This window comes from Waltera acetigignens (genome assembly GCF_025567015.1).
GTDB classification, from domain to species: Bacteria; Bacillota; Clostridia; order Lachnospirales; family Lachnospiraceae; genus Acetatifactor; species Acetatifactor acetigignens.
On the sequence record NZ_JAOQJO010000001.1, the window covers coordinates 27,734 to 43,046 of the forward strand.

A 15,313-nucleotide genomic window follows, 5' to 3' on the forward strand; every position below is an offset into this window, starting at 1 on the left:
GGCCAAGGCGCTTTTGGAATCTCCCTCGCCGCTGGCGGATGTGTACCGCTATTTTGAAAAGCTGGAGACCGGCTATATGGATGTGATCCGGGACAGCATTGAAAGCCGAGCCAATGAGGTATGCAGAGAACCAGAAGAACTTAATCCTATGGTAGTTTATCTTCATTCTGCTTCATACGCGACTAAGCATGGAGAAACAGACGCATATTGGATGTCTGACCAGGCGAATTTTTCCTGTAAAGTTGCCATTGAGCAGGCAATCAGCACCCACTACGGAGACAACCGACTGGATACCTCTTCTGCGGTGCAGGAGGTCATGGAGAAATTCGGACCGGAGCGAATGAACTTTATTCTCGCCAATACCATTCAGCATAAGGATGCAGATGGGCGGATCTCCCGTGACAACAAAGCATGGGCAAAGACCATTCCTATGCCGGAGGATAGTGCTTCTTCCCAACAATGTGCAGATCTGGTAGTGGATCGAGTCAATCCGGGACTTGTAGACCTGTTTACAAGACAGGCTCGAAAGATCGTTCAGGAGAAAGAAAAAGGCTCTGTCCTGCAAAAGCTCAAGCAGGAGCTGCCTCCCCATAAGCCTGCCGCCCCAAAGAAACAGGAACCGGAGAGATAACTATGGCAAAGCGTAAGAGGGATATGCAATTAAACTTTAGAGTTTCATCGGAGGAGCTTGCTGTAATTGAGCAAAAAATGTCTCAGTTTGGAACCTCAAACCGTGAAGCCTATCTAAGAAAAATGGCACTGGATGGGTATGTGGTCAAGCTGGAACTGCCGGAGCTGAAGGAGCTGGTCTCCCTAATGCGCCGAAGCAGTAACAACTTGAATCAGCTGACCCGCAAAGTGCATGAGACGGGGCGGGTTTATGATACTGACTTGGAGGATATATCCCAGCAGCAGGAACAGTTATGGGAGGGTGTGAGGGAAATCCTTACCCAGCTTTCTAAACTTTCATAACAGGGATAAATACTCCGTTTGCGGAGGGAGGAACGGCGTTTCTTCGCCGCACCTCCCTCCGCTTTTTCTTTTTGCCGGTATCCTTGTCTTTTGCCTGTCCGTACCGGATAATATGAGTAGAATAAAAAGTGTAGCAAAGGAGTGGAAAACAGATGCTGACCTTTGAAAAAGTGCTGGGGATTTTTGCGGACTACCTGGACGCAGACGAGACCACCGAAGTTTATATCAGCCGTCACGGATGTGTAAGGGTTGAGTTTGGCCAAGACTTTCACTATTGCACCGGCGAGGTGTGCCATACTCCCAAGGAACTGTTCGACCTCTTAGCCGATGATTACCGGACTTATCTGGAGATTGAACTGACCAAAGGCAAACGGGAAGTGACGGAAGATGATGAGAGAGAAGCGGATGCCCTGTGCAAACGGCATCTGGATCGCTGGAAGGAGGAACTGGAATGAAGATTTTGAAATGCCTGCTGATGATCGTAACTGCACCGGTCATTTTGGTACTGACGCTTTTTGTCTGGCTCTGCACGGGGCTGATCTACATATCCGGTCTGGTGCTTGGCCTGCTCAGCACTGTAATTGCTCTGCTTGGCGTGGCTGTGCTGATTGCCTACTCCCCACAGAATGGTGTAATCCTTTTGGTTACGGCATTTTTGATTAGCCCTATGGGACTGCCGCTGGCTGCAATCTGGCTGCTGGGCAAGGTGCAGAGTTTGAAATTTGCGATCCAGGATAAGGTGTATGGATAAAGAAACAGGATGTCAGATTTAACATCCTGTCTTTACAAAATCGGAAGTGAAACTGCAATATTTTCGGAAGTCAAAAAGGTTAAAAGAACGCGGTCTGCTACGACAGGCCGTTTTCTTTTCGGAAAGGAGGTCTGACCTATGGCAACCACAAGAATCATGCCGCTTCATGTCGGCAAGGGCCGCACAGAAAGTCGGGCGATCAGTGACATCATCGACTATGTGGCCAATCCAAAGAAAACAGATAACGGCAGGCTCATTACCGGCTATGCGTGTGACAGTCGGACTGCGGATGCAGAGTTCCTTCTGGCAAAGCGACAGTACCTTGCCGCGACCGGACGAGTGCGAGGTGCGGACGATGTGATTGCCTATCATGTGCGCCAGTCTTTCCGCCCCGGAGAGATCACTCCGGAAGAAGCCAACCTGCTGGGCGTAGAATTTGCCAAGCGTTTTACCAAGGGCAATCATGCTTTTGTGGTCTGTACTCACATAGACAAGTCTCACATTCATAATCACATTATCTGGTCATCGGTCAGCTTAGAATATGACCGGAAGTTCCGAAACTTTTGGGGCAGCACCAAGGCGGTTCGTCGGATAAGTGACACCATCTGCATTGAGAATGGACTGTCCATTGTAGAGAATCCGAACCCTCATGGAAAGAGCTATAACAAATGGCTGGGCGATCAGGCAAAGCCATCTCACCGAGAGCTGCTTCGTGTGGCGATTGACAACGCATTATCACAAAGCCCTGCTAATTTTGAGGAACTGCTGAAGCTACTGAAAGAGTCCGACTGTGAAGTATCAAAGCGCGGAAAATCGTATCGCCTGAAGCTCCCCGGTTGGGAGAAAGCCGCCCGCATGGACAGCCTGGGCGAAGGATATGGATTGGAAGATTTGCAGGCAGTTCTCTCCGGGAAGAAAGCGCATATCCCACGAAAGAAAACAGTCACACAGGCAGAGCCGCCGAAGGTCAATCTGCTGGTGGACATTCAGGCAAAATTGCAGGCAGGAAAAGGTGCTGGTTATGCTCGATGGGCCAAGGTTTTCAATCTGAAACAAATGGCACAGACCATGAATTACTTGTCAGAGCATAACCTGCTGGAGTATGCGGTTTTGGAAGAAAAGGCTGCGGCTGCCACGGCACATCACAATGAGCTTTCGGCGCAGATCAAAGCGGCTGAAAAGCGCATGGCAGAGATTGCTGTTCTGCGTACTCACATCGTAAATTATGCCAAGACCCGTGAGGTCTATGTGGCATACCGCAAGGCGGGCTACTCTAAGAAATTCTGGGAGGAACATGAGGAAGAAATTCTGCTCCACCAGGCTGCTAAGAATGCCTTTGATGAGATGGGAGTCAAGAAGCTGCCCAAGGTCAAAGAGTTGCAGACGGAGTACGCGAAATTGCTGGAAGAAAAGAAAAAGACCTATGCCGAGTACCGACGTTCCCGTGAGGAAATGCGGGAGCTTTTAACGGCAAAGGCCAATGTGGATCGAGTGTTGAAAATGGAGGTAGAACAGGATGTTGAAAAAGAAAAAGACCACGGCCAGCGGTAAGCTGGTCCTGGTCAAAAGCGTTCGCAGAACGCGCAGCCACAGAATGAAATTCTGTGTTCAAAGGGGCTTGGGGGCACTGCCCTCAACAAGCAGTTTGTGGCGAAATGGATAGCCACAAGCATTGCTTGCCACAATATGCTGCGCATAAAATGAAAAAACTAACGACGGGACGCTTACTGCCTCCTATCGTTAGTTTTCTGTGTTTAAGCGACTTATAAAACCAATCAGCATAATCAGATCGTCATCTGACATCTTTCTCATTCCGTCCAAAGCCTTCTTGATAAGCTGAGGGTTATTCTCCTGTGCATCAAAAAATTGAAGCGGCGTGATTTCAAAATACTCACAGATGTTGAGAAACTGCTTCATAGACGGCATAGAACGCCCGGAAGAAATCGCCTGAATATAGCTTCTGTTCTGCCCTAACTCCATGCTCATCTGATATTCTGAAACGCCTTTTTTCAATCGTAATTCTGTGATTCGATTGCGGATAAATTCTTCGTCCATACGCTCACCTCTCTGCTCTTTTAGCATAGCAGAAAGCAATTCTTGATACTTCGTATGTGTTGTGTTATAATTTTGTAATATAACCTTTATACGCATTATTATTTACGTTATTTTTGCTTTATATGCGTAATCAAGGCAGTTATCAAGGGTGATTTGTATGAATCAGTATGCCTGTGCCATTACCGGCCACAGACCAACAAGATTTTGCTTTGGATATAATGAGGAAGATCCTCTATGCCAAAAGCTGAAAGAATGTCTCCTGGAGCAGTTTCGCATACTCCATGACGAGAAATTTGTCCGTACTTTTTTTGTCGGCGGTGCTCTTGGTGTGGATATGTGGGCTGGAGAACAGCTGCTAACATTGAGAGCACAAACAGGATACGAGGATATTAAAATTATCGTTGTAATTCCCTTCATCGGCTATGACTCTAAATGGCCGGATCAGAGTAGACATAGATTGAAAAAGCTGATCCAAAACGCAAACGATTCGATTGTTATTTCACATTCTGCGGATGTTTCCAGTTATAAAAAAAGAAATTATTATATGGTCGATCATGCAGAGTACATCATCGGTGTGTTTGATAATCAGAAAAAGCTGCGCTCAGGCACAGCACAGACAGTCAATTATGCCTTGCATCAGGGAAAAGTAATCACTCTGATCCATCCAGATACTATGGAAATAACAACCCCTACGACTTAACAAATTCACAAAAATTTTTCATTGGCATTTCCAACAAAATATTTTCATTGAAGGAGTGCTGTGATATAATAAAATATAAAACTATGCTCAGAACAAATGGTGCCGCTATGAACAAATATATTGAACAGCAATTTGCTGCTTTAAGATACGAAAAAAATATTTTGGTTGTTGAAGAAACTACATCTGCTGGTGGATGCGGCTCCTTCAACGCGGCTTCTTCATGTCCTGCGTCAGCCTGTCTTTATGACAGTGCGGCGTGGGGCTTTTTTATTGCCTGAAAGGAGTATGAGAACATGAGTTTGCCAAAGCGTGATGGCGTACATGACCGCTACTATCTGATCCACAAGCCGGACACTTCCCCGGAGGTGCTGGTGGAGGCGGATCTCTGCATTCAGGATGTGCTGAACGGAACCGCTCGTGAAAATCACTCCGCCTACCCGACCGTGGTGCGAAATCACAACGGGACACCCTTTCTTCCCAGCCAGCTGTTGGATCGGTATCTGTCCAAACTGCCTTTGAAGGGATTTCCCTATGAGGAAGCTGTTATATTCTGCGATGCCCTGCGGCGGTTGGTGGGCTGGCAGGAGATCCGCTATACATTGGAGAAATACATAGAAAAGCAGGTGCAGGAGCGGTTCTTCCTTGTGGGAGAGCGGGATGATGGCTTTACCGTCTTTCCACCCTGCACCGTGTGGCCGGAATTGCGTCCGGAGGATGTGGATGAAGGCCTGCTGCGCTTTGCCTGCTATGTGGCGGTCTGCCATACGGTGTACGGGCAGAGTTTTGAATCCCTCACCACCGAGCACATCCTCGGCCTGGTCTCCCAGCTTCGCCCAGATATGGTGAAGCAACTGAAAACAGCCGGCAGCGGCAAATTGCCAAAGGACATCCAGCGCCGTAAGACGGAGCATTTCACCGCATCAGCCAACGATGCGTTTGCCACCATCCGCATCACGGCTAAGGCCGCCACCGAAGAGTGCTATGCGGAAATCTTGGACTACCTGTGTGCGGTGCTTTCTCAGGAGGAATTTCCCCGCAGTTACTCGGTGGAGTTCTGTGGAAAGGAAAAACTCTATCTGCCCATTCCTGGACTTCCTAAAAGGGGAGTCAATCAGCTCTTTGCCTGCGCTGTGCAGCACCCCGATCTGCATCCGGCTATAGAGCGATACGCTCGTCTGGCCATGCGGGAGTATGAGTACTATGAAAACTTTGCTGATGAGTTCTGCGCGATGCCCGGCACCTTTGCTGTGTTCGCCCTGGGACTGGAGGGAGAACGATGGGCACCGCTGGTAACGGAGTATCTGGATTTCTGCGACGACGAGCACTCCTCACTGCAAGGAAAATTTCTTCATGCCTTGATCCGGAAGTTTGGTTTTCAACCATGGACGCTGGGGGTATTGGTGCGGGGCGCATTGTCTATGCAGTGGTTGGAGCCTGCCAAGGAATTTCGCAGCCTGATTGCCAATGCGGAAAGCCTGGATGCGCTGCTGACAGTCAAGCGCCGCTTTTCCGCCTATCTCCTGCCGGAAGAGGACAAGGACCCGAAATTCCGGGCCATCGCTTGGCAGAGCCTGCTCTGGGCCATCTGGGGAAAGAATTCCGAAAATGGTGGTAGCAAGGTCATCAAGACAGCACCGAAGGAACTGAAAGAGAAATACCAGCAGGTATTTGCGTGAGGAGGAAGTAGAATGAACAGCGAACAGATCACAGCATTTTTGCAAGAGCATTGGTACATTACCTCGGTGCTCATCGGGGCCGTGATTTTAATTGGGGCGATCCGCAACTGGAACTGGCTCTGCGACCCCACTGGTACGCGGGATGCTCATCGACACAGCAGAGGATACCGGCGTGTGGTTTTCTTTCTGCTGGGTGTCCTCCTGATTGTGGTGAGTATCTGGGGATTTGTGCTGAAGTTGAAATAGGAGGAGCAATCCCATGACCCAAGAAGAACAAATCCGACTCTATCGGCTGATGGAAAAACTCAACTGGTTTTTCCACCAAGAGATGCACTACCTGAATAGAGATATTGCGGAAAAGACCGCACGGGAGTGTTACCCGGAGATTCGGGATTTTACATACGATATTTTGTGGAATGACCTGCCCAAAGAGGTGCAGGAGCAGCTCATGGACGAGGAGGAATCCCTATGAGTACGCTGATTGGCTCTTTTGATGGTCTGCACGACAACAGAGTCCTGTGCTACTGCGCTGACTTTGAAGCCCATACTCTGCACATGGATACCCAGACCGAGGCCGGAGAGAAAGTATCTGTTCGCTTTACCGGCCTGCTGGCCCACTGGTTTGAGAATGTAATCCAGGACAACATCCTCTTTGGCATGGACGAGATCACCGTGGACGGTTTTTTTGAACAGTATAAAGACCTGCTGGACGGTACCATCCCTTACGGCTTTCCCGCCTGTTGCGGCATCGAGGAACTGCGGGAGCGCATGGATCGGGAGCACATCCGGGTATTTGTCATTGATTCTTCCCTTGGGCTGTGCGGATTTGTATTGGCTCAGGAGGTGAAACTGCAATGTCCATAACTGCCTATAAAGTGGAAGCCGTCGGTCATGACCGAACCGGAGAAGATTATGGCTATGTAAATATCATGTATCGTTATGGCAACAAGCAGTCCTGTCCTCGGCCAGATCAATGTGAAAAGGTAGAGGTCATGTGGGCGGATGAGAGCGTCTACGGGCCGCCTGCTCCTGGCAGCAAGGTGGGCGATTTTATAAAGACATGGCTGATGGGCTCCTGGGACTGCGGAGTATTTACCCACCGGGAGATTGCCCAGCGGCTGATGGATACCTTCACTGGCCTGAAACTCAAGGAGCTGGAATGGTTCGAGAACCCCAGAGAAAAGACGCTGAAAAACGGAAAGCCCCGTGCACGCCGGGCCAAGTGGCTGCCGGAGCGGGAGGTAGATCTGGTGTACCTCTACTCCGACCACTATCTTGACGCAAGAAATCCAACTCCCACCGAAACCGACTTCTTCACGGTTACAAGGATGGATGCCTGGGGCATGAGCACCTGGTTTATGTGTACCCCACAGGCCGCCGGGAAGCTAATCGCCATGAATTACGACAATCTGACCGTCAAGGAAACCACCATTGTGGGATAAGAGGAGAATGCGGCATGATCGGAACAGATGAAAACTGGGCGGTGCTCCATGTGGAGGTCATCTTCTGGAGCGGCAAGCGAAAAACGCCCCCCAGCCTGGTCAGTGGAAAGTATTGTCCCCATTTTATGGTTATTGGAACTACGGAATATCTGGGTGTATGCTTTCTGGACGGAACCGAGTGTATATTTGATACACCGGCTTTTGGAAATGCCCAGCCTCTCTATCCAGATACCATTGACTACGCCCCGCTGGAAAACAATGCGGAATTTTTGATCTATGAGAGAGCCAATGCCGTTGGCAAGGGCCGGGTGCTGGGCCGAACCGTTCCCTATCAAGTGAAACAACAACGAAAGTAGGTGCCTTATGTACCAAATTGCATATATTGGCCGCTGGGAGACCCTCCCGGAACCGGCTGCTGCCATCTGTGACCATGACACTCCCAAGCTGGAGGCGCTGCTTCAAGGCGGTCTGGATTTAGATGTTCCCATCCAGCTCAGCGAATACATCAAGCTGATGCCATTGGAGATCGCGGTTTTTCGGAATGATGTGCCCATGATCCATTTCCTGTTGGAGCATGGAGCTGATCCCGGTCTGGCAGAGGAACAGCCCCTGCTGCTCACCGCCGCCCGCTGTTGTGGGCCGGAGGTGGTGGCCCTCTTTGCGGGACAGGCCGCAATACTCTCCCCGAAGCAGAAAGAGCGGGCCTTCCAGGAAGTGCGCTGGGGACAGCGAGCGGAGAATATCCAGGTGCTGGAACAGGCCGGGATCACAGTGGACAAGTTTGGCGGCGAGGCATTTCGGGCCGCTGTGTCTGAGGGCAATACCAAACTTGCCCGGTTGCTTCTGGAAAAAGGGGCAGACATCAATTACCACAAGCCGGACATGGTGTTTCCGAACGCCTCCACCGCTGTCACCGAAGCTGTCCGACACAAAAATCTCCCCATGGTGCGCTGGCTTATTGAGCAAGGAGCCGACATCACCATTGCTGACAAATACGGCGACCGTCCCTACAGTGTGGCGGTGCAGAACAAGAATCAGGAGATGGCCGACTACTTAAAAGCCCTGGAACCGGAGGACTGGCACAACGAACAGGAAAAGGCCCGGCAGCTCATGCCCTATAAGCTGCCTGCCAAGCTGGTGGAATACTTGAAGACCGGCCCCCTACGGCTGGAGTTCCCGGATCAGGAATGGGTGAAGTGGGCGGAACTCTACTCCTTCATGGATGTGCAGGAGATGACCTGGAAACGGAAGAAGCTGCTCTCCCTGATGGTGCAGATGGACAACTACAGCGACTATCTGCTGCTGTGGAGCCCCAGGGACAAGAAGCTGTGGTATCTGGACATCGAGCATGAGGAATTCCACCCTCTGGCCAAATGGGATGACTTCATCGCAGATCCCGGTCGGTATCTGAACGGGATGATCGAGGGCGAGTTTGAGGAATAAGGAGCAAACCGATGACAGAAGAAAACAGAACCTACATCACCCATCTCAAGGTCACGGATGTCCCGTGGCACCGGCTCACCACCGCCTATGGCCGGGGGACGGATTTTCCCGCACACCTGACCGTGCTGGAGCAGATGCGTGATTTGGCGTCCGTCAAAGAGTCCCTCTACGAGCTCACCACCAACATGGAGCACCAGAGTACCCTTTGGCACGCCACCCCCTTTGGCATGGTGTTCCTGAGCCGAATTCTGGAGAAGGCCCTCGCAGACAGCGGGCAGAACCCCGCAGCCCATTTCCTGGCCGGGGAGCTGCTGGACTTCTTCTCCTGCATCCTCCAGTGCTTCCGTGATGGAGATGAGATGGAACACGCCGAGCCGCTGCCGCTGTTCTCCGATCTGCTGAAGGAAGAATACCTGTGGTCGGAGGAATACGACGAGGAAGAAGATGAGATGCGCTACGAGGAGGACGAGGTCTTCCCCGATGACCTGTTCTATAGCTTCTATTACTACTCCTGGCAGGCGGTGAAAGCCTACCAGGATGTATTGAAGCAAGTCCCGGCAGAGTTTGCCCAGCCTGCTGCCGCAGTGCTGGAACTGCTGTAAAGGAGGCTGCACAGATGTTTGAAGAATTCTATGAGATATACGAGCCCGAGGAACAGGAAGTGGTCGCTCTGATCAACCGCTGCATTGGGGGCGGATTTAACTGGAAAGGCAACTTTTGGGAAATGACCGTTGTGACGCTGGGTATCGTGTTCTGTGACACCGGCAAGGTCAGTACCAAAGAGGAGCGGCTGGAGTGGCCGGTCACCGATGAGGAGCGTAACAGCGAAAAGGGCTGGGAACGCTTTCAAAACGAGCAGATCTGCCGCCTGAAGATCCGCCGGATGAAAGAGGAATGGGCAAAAGATCTGGTGGCATGGCCCTGGTGTATCTCCCAGGTGGTCAAGGCCCACGAGGACTGTCCGGAACTTCAAGCCGTTCTGGACGAGTACCACAAGCCGGTGGTGATCCAGGACCAGGTGCTGGGTGAGCTGAAGCTGGACAAGGACTATGATACCTTCGAGGGAGAGATCCAGTGGTGCGGAAAGGATGTGCTCCTTTCTCTGGAGGTCAATGCTGAAAGCAAGCCCTCCTGGACCCGCGCCCGCAGTGCCGCCAAGAAGCTGCTGGCCGACTGTGAAACCTGGGACAAAGCCATGCGGGAGCTTGCGGCAAAGAACCTGACCGAGCTGGCTAACAACTGGCTTTCCCAGGATGAGGAAAACCCCCGCGATCCGGAAACAGACCCCATCACAGAGGAAGAACTGGCCCGGCGGATCAGCATGACGAGCCTGTCCGTCACCTCCGGCGGCAGCTTCACCGCCTGGTTTGACTGCGACGAGATGTTCACTGACCATGCGGTGACGGTCTACGGCTCCTTGAAAAAGGGCCTCAAAACTGCCAATATTGAGGGGTAAGGAGGATAACATTATGAAACTGAACTGTAAACGCATTGATTTTACATATACCCCCGGCGAGGAAATCTTCAACTTTCCCGAGGAATCGGGACTGCCCTTTCTTTTCGATGTAGAGGAAGAACTGACGGCTAATCCTGCCGCTATGGATGCGGTGGGAGAAATGCTGGATGAAGCGGAGAAATTGGCGGAGAAGGCCAAAGCCGCCATCAAAGCGGCACTGGCGGACGAGGACAGCCGCTACCATAGCGTTGTGACATTTTTCATGGAGTTCTACCGGGACGATGTAGACCCGGATATTGCGGCGGAACTTTTTCCGGGAACCGACCCGGCCAAGCTGTCCTTTGCCGAGATGGTAGACTTTTTGCGGCTTGATCGCTTTGGCAGCCTGGTGGATTACAAGATGGATCAACAAGTTTTCATTATGGATCTGTCCTTCAACCCGGAGATCACCGACGAGCTGATGGTGATCTACTTTGACTTGAACAAGGAGATTTTTTGTATTACTGATGAAAGCTGAGGTGGTACTCTATGACGAAAGAACGCATCCCCATTTCCGGCGATCTGGGCAGCAAGGTCAAGCAGCTGATGGAGTACGCTGGGTGGTACGAAGGCCGCAGTGTGGATATTTCCATTGCGGAGAAGTATTACGCCAATCATGGCGTCCCGATGATGAAGACCACCCAGCGGTTTTACCGCAAGTATTTCGGCCTGTGCTGTGAGTGGTACCTGGCGCAGAAAAAGCTGAACTGGGCGGCTGACTTTGAGTTTGCTTTGTTCCCTTACCTGGTCAATGGGATCAAAAACCATTTGGAGGACGCCTATTTCCGGGATATGTCCGGCTGTGAGCTGGCGGAGATCGAACAGGCTGCCGGTCAGAAGTGCCAGCCCATCGGTCATATCGGCTACTACTACCCGGCGGAGGTTTGGATCTCCGAGTACGGGAAACTATATGCGAAATATGAGTATCAGGATGAGATTGAGTGCTTTCCAGATGTGTTTGCCCTGATTGAACGGGAGTTGCGGCAGTGCAAATTTGATTCCGCTGCCATGAAAACGGTTGAGGCACTGGACGGAAAGATATGACGAAGCAACAAGGAGGAACTGATTATGAACATGAAAGAAAAACTGGAGTCGTTGGGCAGAAACAGCATTCAGCTGAAAATTGCCAGAAAAGAAACATACAAGCTGGGCGCTACCCGCTTCGGCGGAAAGCCGGATGTGCCCCCGGACTTCGTTTGGCCTACTTATGAGGGCGAGAGCTATGACCATGTGGTAAAAGATCGTCCTCTCACTTTCCTGGCCCAGTTCAACTGTGAGGAGCTGGCCCAGTTTGACAAAGAGCATCTTCTGCCCGATCACGGTCTGCTGTCCTTCTTCTATGAAACGGATACCCAGTGCTGGGGCTATGACCCCAAGGATAAGGGTTGCGCCCGCGTCTATTGGTTTGAGGATCTTTCGGCGCTGTCCGCAGCAAACTTTCCTGCGGATATGGAGGAAGATTTCAAGTTTCCTATGGTCAAAATCAAGATGGACTCAAAATACTCCTATCCTTCCTGGCAGGATTTCAGCGAGATGTTCCCCGATGAGAAAGACTACGATGCCTTTGATCTTGTATGGAACGAGCTGACCGACGAAACCCCGGAGAACCGCTCCCAGCTGCTGGGCTGGCCCGATGTGATCCAGAACAGTATGTTTGCCGAATGTGATTTGGTGACCCAGGGCTACTATCTGGGCAATGGTTGGGTTAAGATTCCAAAGGAGGTCCGTCAGCAGGCGGAAGAAACGGCCAGAGACCGATGGATGCTGCTGTTCCAGCTGGATACCGTGGAGCTTGGCGACTTTGAGCTGATGTTCGGAGACTGCGGGCACATCTATTTCTACATTACCAAAGAGGATCTGGCAGCCCGCCGCTTCGACCGGATCTGGCTGATCCTCCAGTGCTATTAAAACTATGAAACAGGACTTTCCGATTTGGCGCAGTCAAATATTGCAGAATCCGCGGGACATTTCACCGCTGAAATTCGGAATGTCACAGGATGAGGTCATAGAAATCTTTGGCAAGCCCGATGCCGTTTCCACCATGAGGAGCGGCGGGAAACCTTTGATCCTCAAATACCATGACATTGAACTGCATTTCGATAGAAAGGCTCCTCATGGACTCTACTTAATTTACAGCGACAATGAGATCGAGTTGAGCGTCACAGCCGAGCACGAAGAAACGCTGCAACCAATCGCCAACACAGAGCCGGTGGACAACGAATTTTTCCTTCGGGATGGAGCGGTCTATTTCTCCGGCCTATATGAAAACGGTCTGCTCAAAGGTGTTGCGCCCAAAGACTTCTGCTGCTGGCATTACTGGGGTAAGTCCTCTGCGGCCTGCTTTCTCGGCGGGATTCGCCTTCGTGGAGCAGACCCGGCATCGTTTCGGGTGTTAAACTATGCCTACGCCATGGACAAAACAGCCGTCTACACCACCAGCGGAAGAATCCCAGATGTAGAGCTGGCAGCCTTCCAGGTATTAGACAACGGCCAGAACGATTCGGGTGCGCCCCAGGGATATGCAAAGGACGGCCGGCAGGTCTACTTCCACAACGGGGACGGCAAGGTGAAGATCATCAAGGGTGCGGAAGTTTCCTCTTTCCGCTCGTTGGGCGATACCTATTTTGCCAGAGATGAGAAGCGGATCTATGCCTACGGCAAGCAGCTTTCCAAAGCAGAGCTGACTTCCTGGGAACTGCTTGGGCACTGGTATTCCCGCGATGCCAAGCGGGTGTACTACCTCAACCGAGAGATCAAGGGCGCGGATCGGGACAGTTTTACAGTTTGCACTCCTGTGGACGCGGCTCCACTTGTCGATCATCTGGCCCGCGACAAAGACCATTTTTACCAAAATGATGAGATAATGGAAGAAACGCTGTGGCTGGAACAGCTGCGCAAAATGACCCAAGAACCGTAAACGGAGGAAAACGGCTATGGACTATTTGAAGATATTGCATGAAAACCCTGATTTGGCGGATGAATTTGATTCGCTGTTTGACTTCTTCCTGCTGGATGAGTTATCCCCGCGGGATGAGGCGGACGGCCGAGCAACCTTCACACTGCCCGGCATGGCTTTTGCCAGAGATGGCTCCGGCGGAGAATACCATCTGCTGGAAGATGGCTCCATTGGATATTACAGCAGCGAAGGGGAGGCAGGCCGTCTGGCCGAGAGCATGGACGATCTCTTTTCCCTGCTTGTGAATTGTATCTGCTGGCACGACTGCTGTGACGCAAAGCAGTATGTGGATTCCAAGACATTGGAGGAGTATGGGCAGAGACATCGCAACTGTAACTTGGAAGATATGGATATGGACAGCTTGCGGCGGGTGTCTGATGCGCTCGGCATCCCTACCGGTGAGCCGCTGGCTCCGGTTCTGGAGCGGTTCCGCAAAGCAACCCAGCGTGAGCCTGTGTATCAGTGTATATTCCACGAGGACGACGGAAGCCTGACCGAATCATACGGTTTGATGTTTGAATGAGAAAGGAGCAATCACGATGAAAGCATTTGACCCCAATTATAAACTGCTGGACGAGATGTATCAGGACGATTACTATCCTGCTTCTCTGGTGGACAAGGTCAAGGACGAGCTTCAGAAGGTCATCGACCTGCTGGAGAACGGCGAAACCGACCCCGAAGTGGTACAGGAAACGCTGGACGAGGCGGTCTGCGGCATCAATGATCTCCAGGAGGAGTTTGACGAGAACGACAGCGAGATCGAAACGGTGGCACGGGAATGCATTGCGGCAACTGTGGCCTACATTCTGGAGTGGTTCAACATCCCCATCGACACCGAGGAGGCTATCCGGGAACGGGACTGGTGAGCCCTATGACAGAAAAAGAACTGGCCGTTTGTGATGAGTGCGGCAGCCTGTTTTTCAAAGGCTCCTCACAGATGATGGGGCTGTGCCCGGAATGTGCCCATATTCTTTATGGCTACCCGAATTGTGACCATCATTTTCAGGATGGCCGGTGTGTGAACTGCTATTGGGATGGCTCAAAGAGTGTGTACATCAAGAAACAAAATCAACAGGAGGAAACTGATATGCCTACAACTGAATGGCTGAACAAATACGAAGCAATCAAGAACAAACTGACCTGTAAAGATGACTTGGAGGCCCATTTCACAGAGAAAGTGATTGGGAACATGGCGGTGGATGTACTGGACATCGGTGCCGTCCATTTCCCCACCGGGCAGATCTTCGCCTGCGATCCGCTGGTGGAGCTGGAGGACACTCTGCCGTTTATGCAGACCATCCCCGCCGGGACTTACCCCGTAAAGATCTGTGTGGTGCCCAGCGAACAATACGGCGACCGCTATGCCTGCGTCAAGGTGGAGGTTTCTCAGGAAAAGCCTGTCCGCTATGAGCTGGGCATGGTGGGCAACGAGGATCTGGACGAGGAATTGGGCGAGGACGAGTATTTTGGCTTTGGCGTAGACGCTGGAATGGGCTGTGTTGCGGACATCCAGACCCAGGCGGCCTTCAAGACCTACTGGGCCAAGCGGCTGGAGGAGGACCCGGACATCGACCCCTACAACGACCTGTTCTGCGATCTCCTGGAGGAAAACGCCAAAGCCCACCCCAAATATCAGGGAGACTGCGGCGACTGGCTCAACTGGACGGTGCCGGACACGGACTGCAATCTGCCCATCTTTGCCTCTGGCTGGGGTGACGGTTACTATCCCGTCTACTTCGGCTATGACGCAAAGGGCGAAGTCTGCGCCGTGTATGTGCGCTTCATCGACATTGAAGCCAGTTACAAAGAGCAGGAATAAGGAG

24 protein-coding genes are annotated in these 15,313 nt (G+C 51.6%); 23 read left to right on the forward strand and 1 reads right to left on the reverse strand.

What is annotated here, in order from left to right; genetic code table 11:
- The 5 genes from OCV96_RS00130 to OCV96_RS00150 all read left to right on the forward strand — a co-directional run.
- The coding region (locus OCV96_RS00130) for a DUF3849 domain-containing protein (protein WP_262593207.1) at window positions 1–631 on the forward strand (631 nt) is incomplete at its 5' end.
- 2 nt (window positions 632–633) lie between these two features.
- Window positions 634–972 carry a plasmid mobilization protein gene (locus OCV96_RS00135; RefSeq protein WP_154042064.1) on the forward strand — a complete coding sequence of 113 codons (339 nt, stop codon included), beginning with the start codon at window positions 634–636 and terminating at the stop codon, window positions 970–972.
- Window positions 973–1,124: 152 nt separating this feature from the next.
- Window positions 1,125–1,427: a hypothetical protein gene (locus OCV96_RS00140; RefSeq protein ID WP_154042062.1), complete on the forward strand. Its 303-nt coding sequence runs from the start codon at window positions 1,125–1,127 to the stop codon at window positions 1,425–1,427.
- Window positions 1,424–1,723 (forward strand): CD1845 family protein, encoded by a 300-nt coding sequence (locus tag OCV96_RS00145; RefSeq protein WP_154042061.1) that lies wholly within the window; start codon window positions 1,424–1,426, stop codon window positions 1,721–1,723. The genes OCV96_RS00140 and OCV96_RS00145 overlap by 4 nt, the downstream gene beginning before the upstream one ends.
- A 138-nt stretch (window positions 1,724–1,861) precedes the next feature.
- Window positions 1,862–3,274, forward strand: coding sequence for a relaxase/mobilization nuclease domain-containing protein (locus tag OCV96_RS00150; RefSeq protein ID WP_262593209.1), 1,413 nt, complete (start codon window positions 1,862–1,864; stop codon window positions 3,272–3,274).
- A gap of 189 nt (window positions 3,275–3,463) precedes the next feature.
- Here OCV96_RS00150 and OCV96_RS00155 read toward each other — a convergent pair whose 3' ends face one another.
- Window positions 3,464–3,778, reverse strand: coding sequence for a helix-turn-helix domain-containing protein (locus tag OCV96_RS00155; protein WP_002576937.1), 315 nt, complete (start codon window positions 3,776–3,778; stop codon window positions 3,464–3,466).
- Between the two features lie 157 nt (window positions 3,779–3,935).
- On the opposite strand from OCV96_RS00155, the gene OCV96_RS00160 reads away from it, so the two are divergent.
- The 18 genes from OCV96_RS00160 (at window position 3,936) to OCV96_RS00245 (ending at window position 15,309) form a co-directional block, all read left to right on the forward strand.
- Entirely contained in the window at window positions 3,936–4,478 is a 543-nt protein-coding gene (locus OCV96_RS00160; protein ID WP_057571444.1) for an SLOG family protein, read from the forward strand.
- Between the two features lie 107 nt (window positions 4,479–4,585).
- Window positions 4,586–4,756 carry a hypothetical protein gene (locus tag OCV96_RS00165; protein ID WP_007037462.1) on the forward strand — a complete coding sequence of 57 codons (171 nt, stop codon included), beginning with the start codon at window positions 4,586–4,588 and terminating at the stop codon, window positions 4,754–4,756.
- Window positions 4,757–4,771: 15 nt separating this feature from the next.
- On the forward strand, window positions 4,772–6,154 hold the full coding sequence (locus tag OCV96_RS00170; protein WP_154042058.1) for a DUF6138 family protein: 1,383 nt from the start codon (window positions 4,772–4,774) through the stop codon (window positions 6,152–6,154).
- Window positions 6,155–6,166: 12 nt separating this feature from the next.
- Window positions 6,167–6,400 carry a cytochrome D ubiquinol oxidase subunit II gene (locus OCV96_RS00175; RefSeq protein ID WP_154042057.1) on the forward strand — a complete coding sequence of 78 codons (234 nt, stop codon included), beginning with the start codon at window positions 6,167–6,169 and terminating at the stop codon, window positions 6,398–6,400.
- 13 nt (window positions 6,401–6,413) lie between these two features.
- On the forward strand, window positions 6,414–6,626 hold the full coding sequence (locus OCV96_RS00180) for a hypothetical protein (RefSeq protein WP_069432244.1): 213 nt from the start codon (window positions 6,414–6,416) through the stop codon (window positions 6,624–6,626).
- Window positions 6,623–7,018 carry a hypothetical protein gene (locus OCV96_RS00185; RefSeq protein WP_154042056.1) on the forward strand — a complete coding sequence of 132 codons (396 nt, stop codon included), beginning with the start codon at window positions 6,623–6,625 and terminating at the stop codon, window positions 7,016–7,018. Before OCV96_RS00180 ends, OCV96_RS00185 begins: the two co-directional genes overlap by 4 nt.
- Window positions 7,009–7,596 carry a hypothetical protein gene (locus OCV96_RS00190; RefSeq protein WP_154042055.1) on the forward strand — a complete coding sequence of 196 codons (588 nt, stop codon included), beginning with the start codon at window positions 7,009–7,011 and terminating at the stop codon, window positions 7,594–7,596. The genes OCV96_RS00185 and OCV96_RS00190 overlap by 10 nt, the downstream gene beginning before the upstream one ends.
- Before the next feature lie 14 nt (window positions 7,597–7,610).
- Window positions 7,611–7,952, forward strand: a complete 342-nt coding sequence (locus tag OCV96_RS00195; RefSeq protein WP_154042054.1) for a hypothetical protein — start codon at window positions 7,611–7,613, stop codon at window positions 7,950–7,952.
- A 7-nt stretch (window positions 7,953–7,959) separates the two neighbouring features.
- Entirely contained in the window at window positions 7,960–9,039 is a 1,080-nt protein-coding gene (locus OCV96_RS00200) for an ankyrin repeat domain-containing protein (RefSeq protein WP_154042053.1), read from the forward strand.
- A gap of 11 nt (window positions 9,040–9,050) precedes the next feature.
- Window positions 9,051–9,641: a hypothetical protein gene (locus tag OCV96_RS00205; protein ID WP_154042052.1), complete on the forward strand. Its 591-nt coding sequence runs from the start codon at window positions 9,051–9,053 to the stop codon at window positions 9,639–9,641.
- Window positions 9,642–9,655: 14 nt separating this feature from the next.
- Complete coding sequence (locus OCV96_RS00210) at window positions 9,656–10,495, forward strand: DUF2262 domain-containing protein (protein ID WP_158358435.1); 840 nt, start codon at window positions 9,656–9,658, stop codon at window positions 10,493–10,495.
- Window positions 10,496–10,508: 13 nt separating this feature from the next.
- Window positions 10,509–11,012, forward strand: coding sequence for a DUF2004 domain-containing protein (locus OCV96_RS00215; RefSeq protein ID WP_158358436.1), 504 nt, complete (start codon window positions 10,509–10,511; stop codon window positions 11,010–11,012).
- Window positions 11,013–11,023: 11 nt separating this feature from the next.
- Window positions 11,024–11,578: an SUKH-3 domain-containing protein gene (locus OCV96_RS00220; RefSeq protein WP_154042051.1), complete on the forward strand. Its 555-nt coding sequence runs from the start codon at window positions 11,024–11,026 to the stop codon at window positions 11,576–11,578.
- Between the two features lie 24 nt (window positions 11,579–11,602).
- Window positions 11,603–12,442 (forward strand): YwqG family protein, encoded by an 840-nt coding sequence (locus OCV96_RS00225; protein WP_154042050.1) that lies wholly within the window; start codon window positions 11,603–11,605, stop codon window positions 12,440–12,442.
- Between the two features lie 4 nt (window positions 12,443–12,446).
- A complete protein-coding gene (locus OCV96_RS00230) occupies window positions 12,447–13,451 on the forward strand; it encodes a DKNYY domain-containing protein (RefSeq protein ID WP_154042049.1) in 1,005 nt (334 codons plus the stop codon).
- 16 nt (window positions 13,452–13,467) lie between these two features.
- Entirely contained in the window at window positions 13,468–14,013 is a 546-nt protein-coding gene (locus tag OCV96_RS00235; protein WP_006877301.1) for a hypothetical protein, read from the forward strand.
- Between the two features lie 16 nt (window positions 14,014–14,029).
- Window positions 14,030–14,356, forward strand: coding sequence for a DUF5713 family protein (locus OCV96_RS00240; RefSeq protein ID WP_006877302.1), 327 nt, complete (start codon window positions 14,030–14,032; stop codon window positions 14,354–14,356).
- Between the two features lie 5 nt (window positions 14,357–14,361).
- On the forward strand, window positions 14,362–15,309 hold the full coding sequence (locus tag OCV96_RS00245) for a DUF4241 domain-containing protein (RefSeq protein ID WP_006877303.1): 948 nt from the start codon (window positions 14,362–14,364) through the stop codon (window positions 15,307–15,309).
- Window positions 15,310–15,313 lie beyond the last annotated feature (4 nt).

Excerpts from the sequence above, each read along its gene's own strand:
- OCV96_RS00135 (WP_154042064.1), top strand. The coding sequence starts at position 634 with ATGGCAAAGCGTAAGAGGGATATGCAATTAAACTTTAGAGTTTCATCG.
- OCV96_RS00140 (WP_154042062.1), top strand. The coding sequence starts at position 1,125 with ATGCTGACCTTTGAAAAAGTGCTGGGGATTTTTGCGGACTACCTGGAC.
- OCV96_RS00145 (WP_154042061.1), top strand. The coding sequence starts at position 1,424 with ATGAAGATTTTGAAATGCCTGCTGATGATCGTAACTGCACCGGTCATT.
- OCV96_RS00150 (WP_262593209.1), top strand. The coding sequence starts at position 1,862 with ATGGCAACCACAAGAATCATGCCGCTTCATGTCGGCAAGGGCCGCACA.
- OCV96_RS00155 (WP_002576937.1), bottom strand. The coding sequence starts at position 3,778 with ATGGACGAAGAATTTATCCGCAATCGAATCACAGAATTACGATTGAAA.
- OCV96_RS00160 (WP_057571444.1), top strand. The coding sequence starts at position 3,936 with ATGAATCAGTATGCCTGTGCCATTACCGGCCACAGACCAACAAGATTT.
- OCV96_RS00165 (WP_007037462.1), top strand. The coding sequence starts at position 4,586 with ATGAACAAATATATTGAACAGCAATTTGCTGCTTTAAGATACGAAAAA.
- OCV96_RS00170 (WP_154042058.1), top strand. The coding sequence starts at position 4,772 with ATGAGTTTGCCAAAGCGTGATGGCGTACATGACCGCTACTATCTGATC.
- OCV96_RS00175 (WP_154042057.1), top strand. The coding sequence starts at position 6,167 with ATGAACAGCGAACAGATCACAGCATTTTTGCAAGAGCATTGGTACATT.
- OCV96_RS00180 (WP_069432244.1), top strand. The coding sequence starts at position 6,414 with ATGACCCAAGAAGAACAAATCCGACTCTATCGGCTGATGGAAAAACTC.
- OCV96_RS00185 (WP_154042056.1), top strand. The coding sequence starts at position 6,623 with ATGAGTACGCTGATTGGCTCTTTTGATGGTCTGCACGACAACAGAGTC.
- OCV96_RS00190 (WP_154042055.1), top strand. The coding sequence starts at position 7,009 with ATGTCCATAACTGCCTATAAAGTGGAAGCCGTCGGTCATGACCGAACC.
- OCV96_RS00195 (WP_154042054.1), top strand. The coding sequence starts at position 7,611 with ATGATCGGAACAGATGAAAACTGGGCGGTGCTCCATGTGGAGGTCATC.
- OCV96_RS00200 (WP_154042053.1), top strand. The coding sequence starts at position 7,960 with ATGTACCAAATTGCATATATTGGCCGCTGGGAGACCCTCCCGGAACCG.
- OCV96_RS00205 (WP_154042052.1), top strand. The coding sequence starts at position 9,051 with ATGACAGAAGAAAACAGAACCTACATCACCCATCTCAAGGTCACGGAT.
- OCV96_RS00210 (WP_158358435.1), top strand. The coding sequence starts at position 9,656 with ATGTTTGAAGAATTCTATGAGATATACGAGCCCGAGGAACAGGAAGTG.
- OCV96_RS00215 (WP_158358436.1), top strand. The coding sequence starts at position 10,509 with ATGAAACTGAACTGTAAACGCATTGATTTTACATATACCCCCGGCGAG.
- OCV96_RS00220 (WP_154042051.1), top strand. The coding sequence starts at position 11,024 with ATGACGAAAGAACGCATCCCCATTTCCGGCGATCTGGGCAGCAAGGTC.
- OCV96_RS00225 (WP_154042050.1), top strand. The coding sequence starts at position 11,603 with ATGAACATGAAAGAAAAACTGGAGTCGTTGGGCAGAAACAGCATTCAG.
- OCV96_RS00230 (WP_154042049.1), top strand. The coding sequence starts at position 12,447 with ATGAAACAGGACTTTCCGATTTGGCGCAGTCAAATATTGCAGAATCCG.
- OCV96_RS00235 (WP_006877301.1), top strand. The coding sequence starts at position 13,468 with ATGGACTATTTGAAGATATTGCATGAAAACCCTGATTTGGCGGATGAA.
- OCV96_RS00240 (WP_006877302.1), top strand. The coding sequence starts at position 14,030 with ATGAAAGCATTTGACCCCAATTATAAACTGCTGGACGAGATGTATCAG.
- OCV96_RS00245 (WP_006877303.1), top strand. The coding sequence starts at position 14,362 with ATGACAGAAAAAGAACTGGCCGTTTGTGATGAGTGCGGCAGCCTGTTT.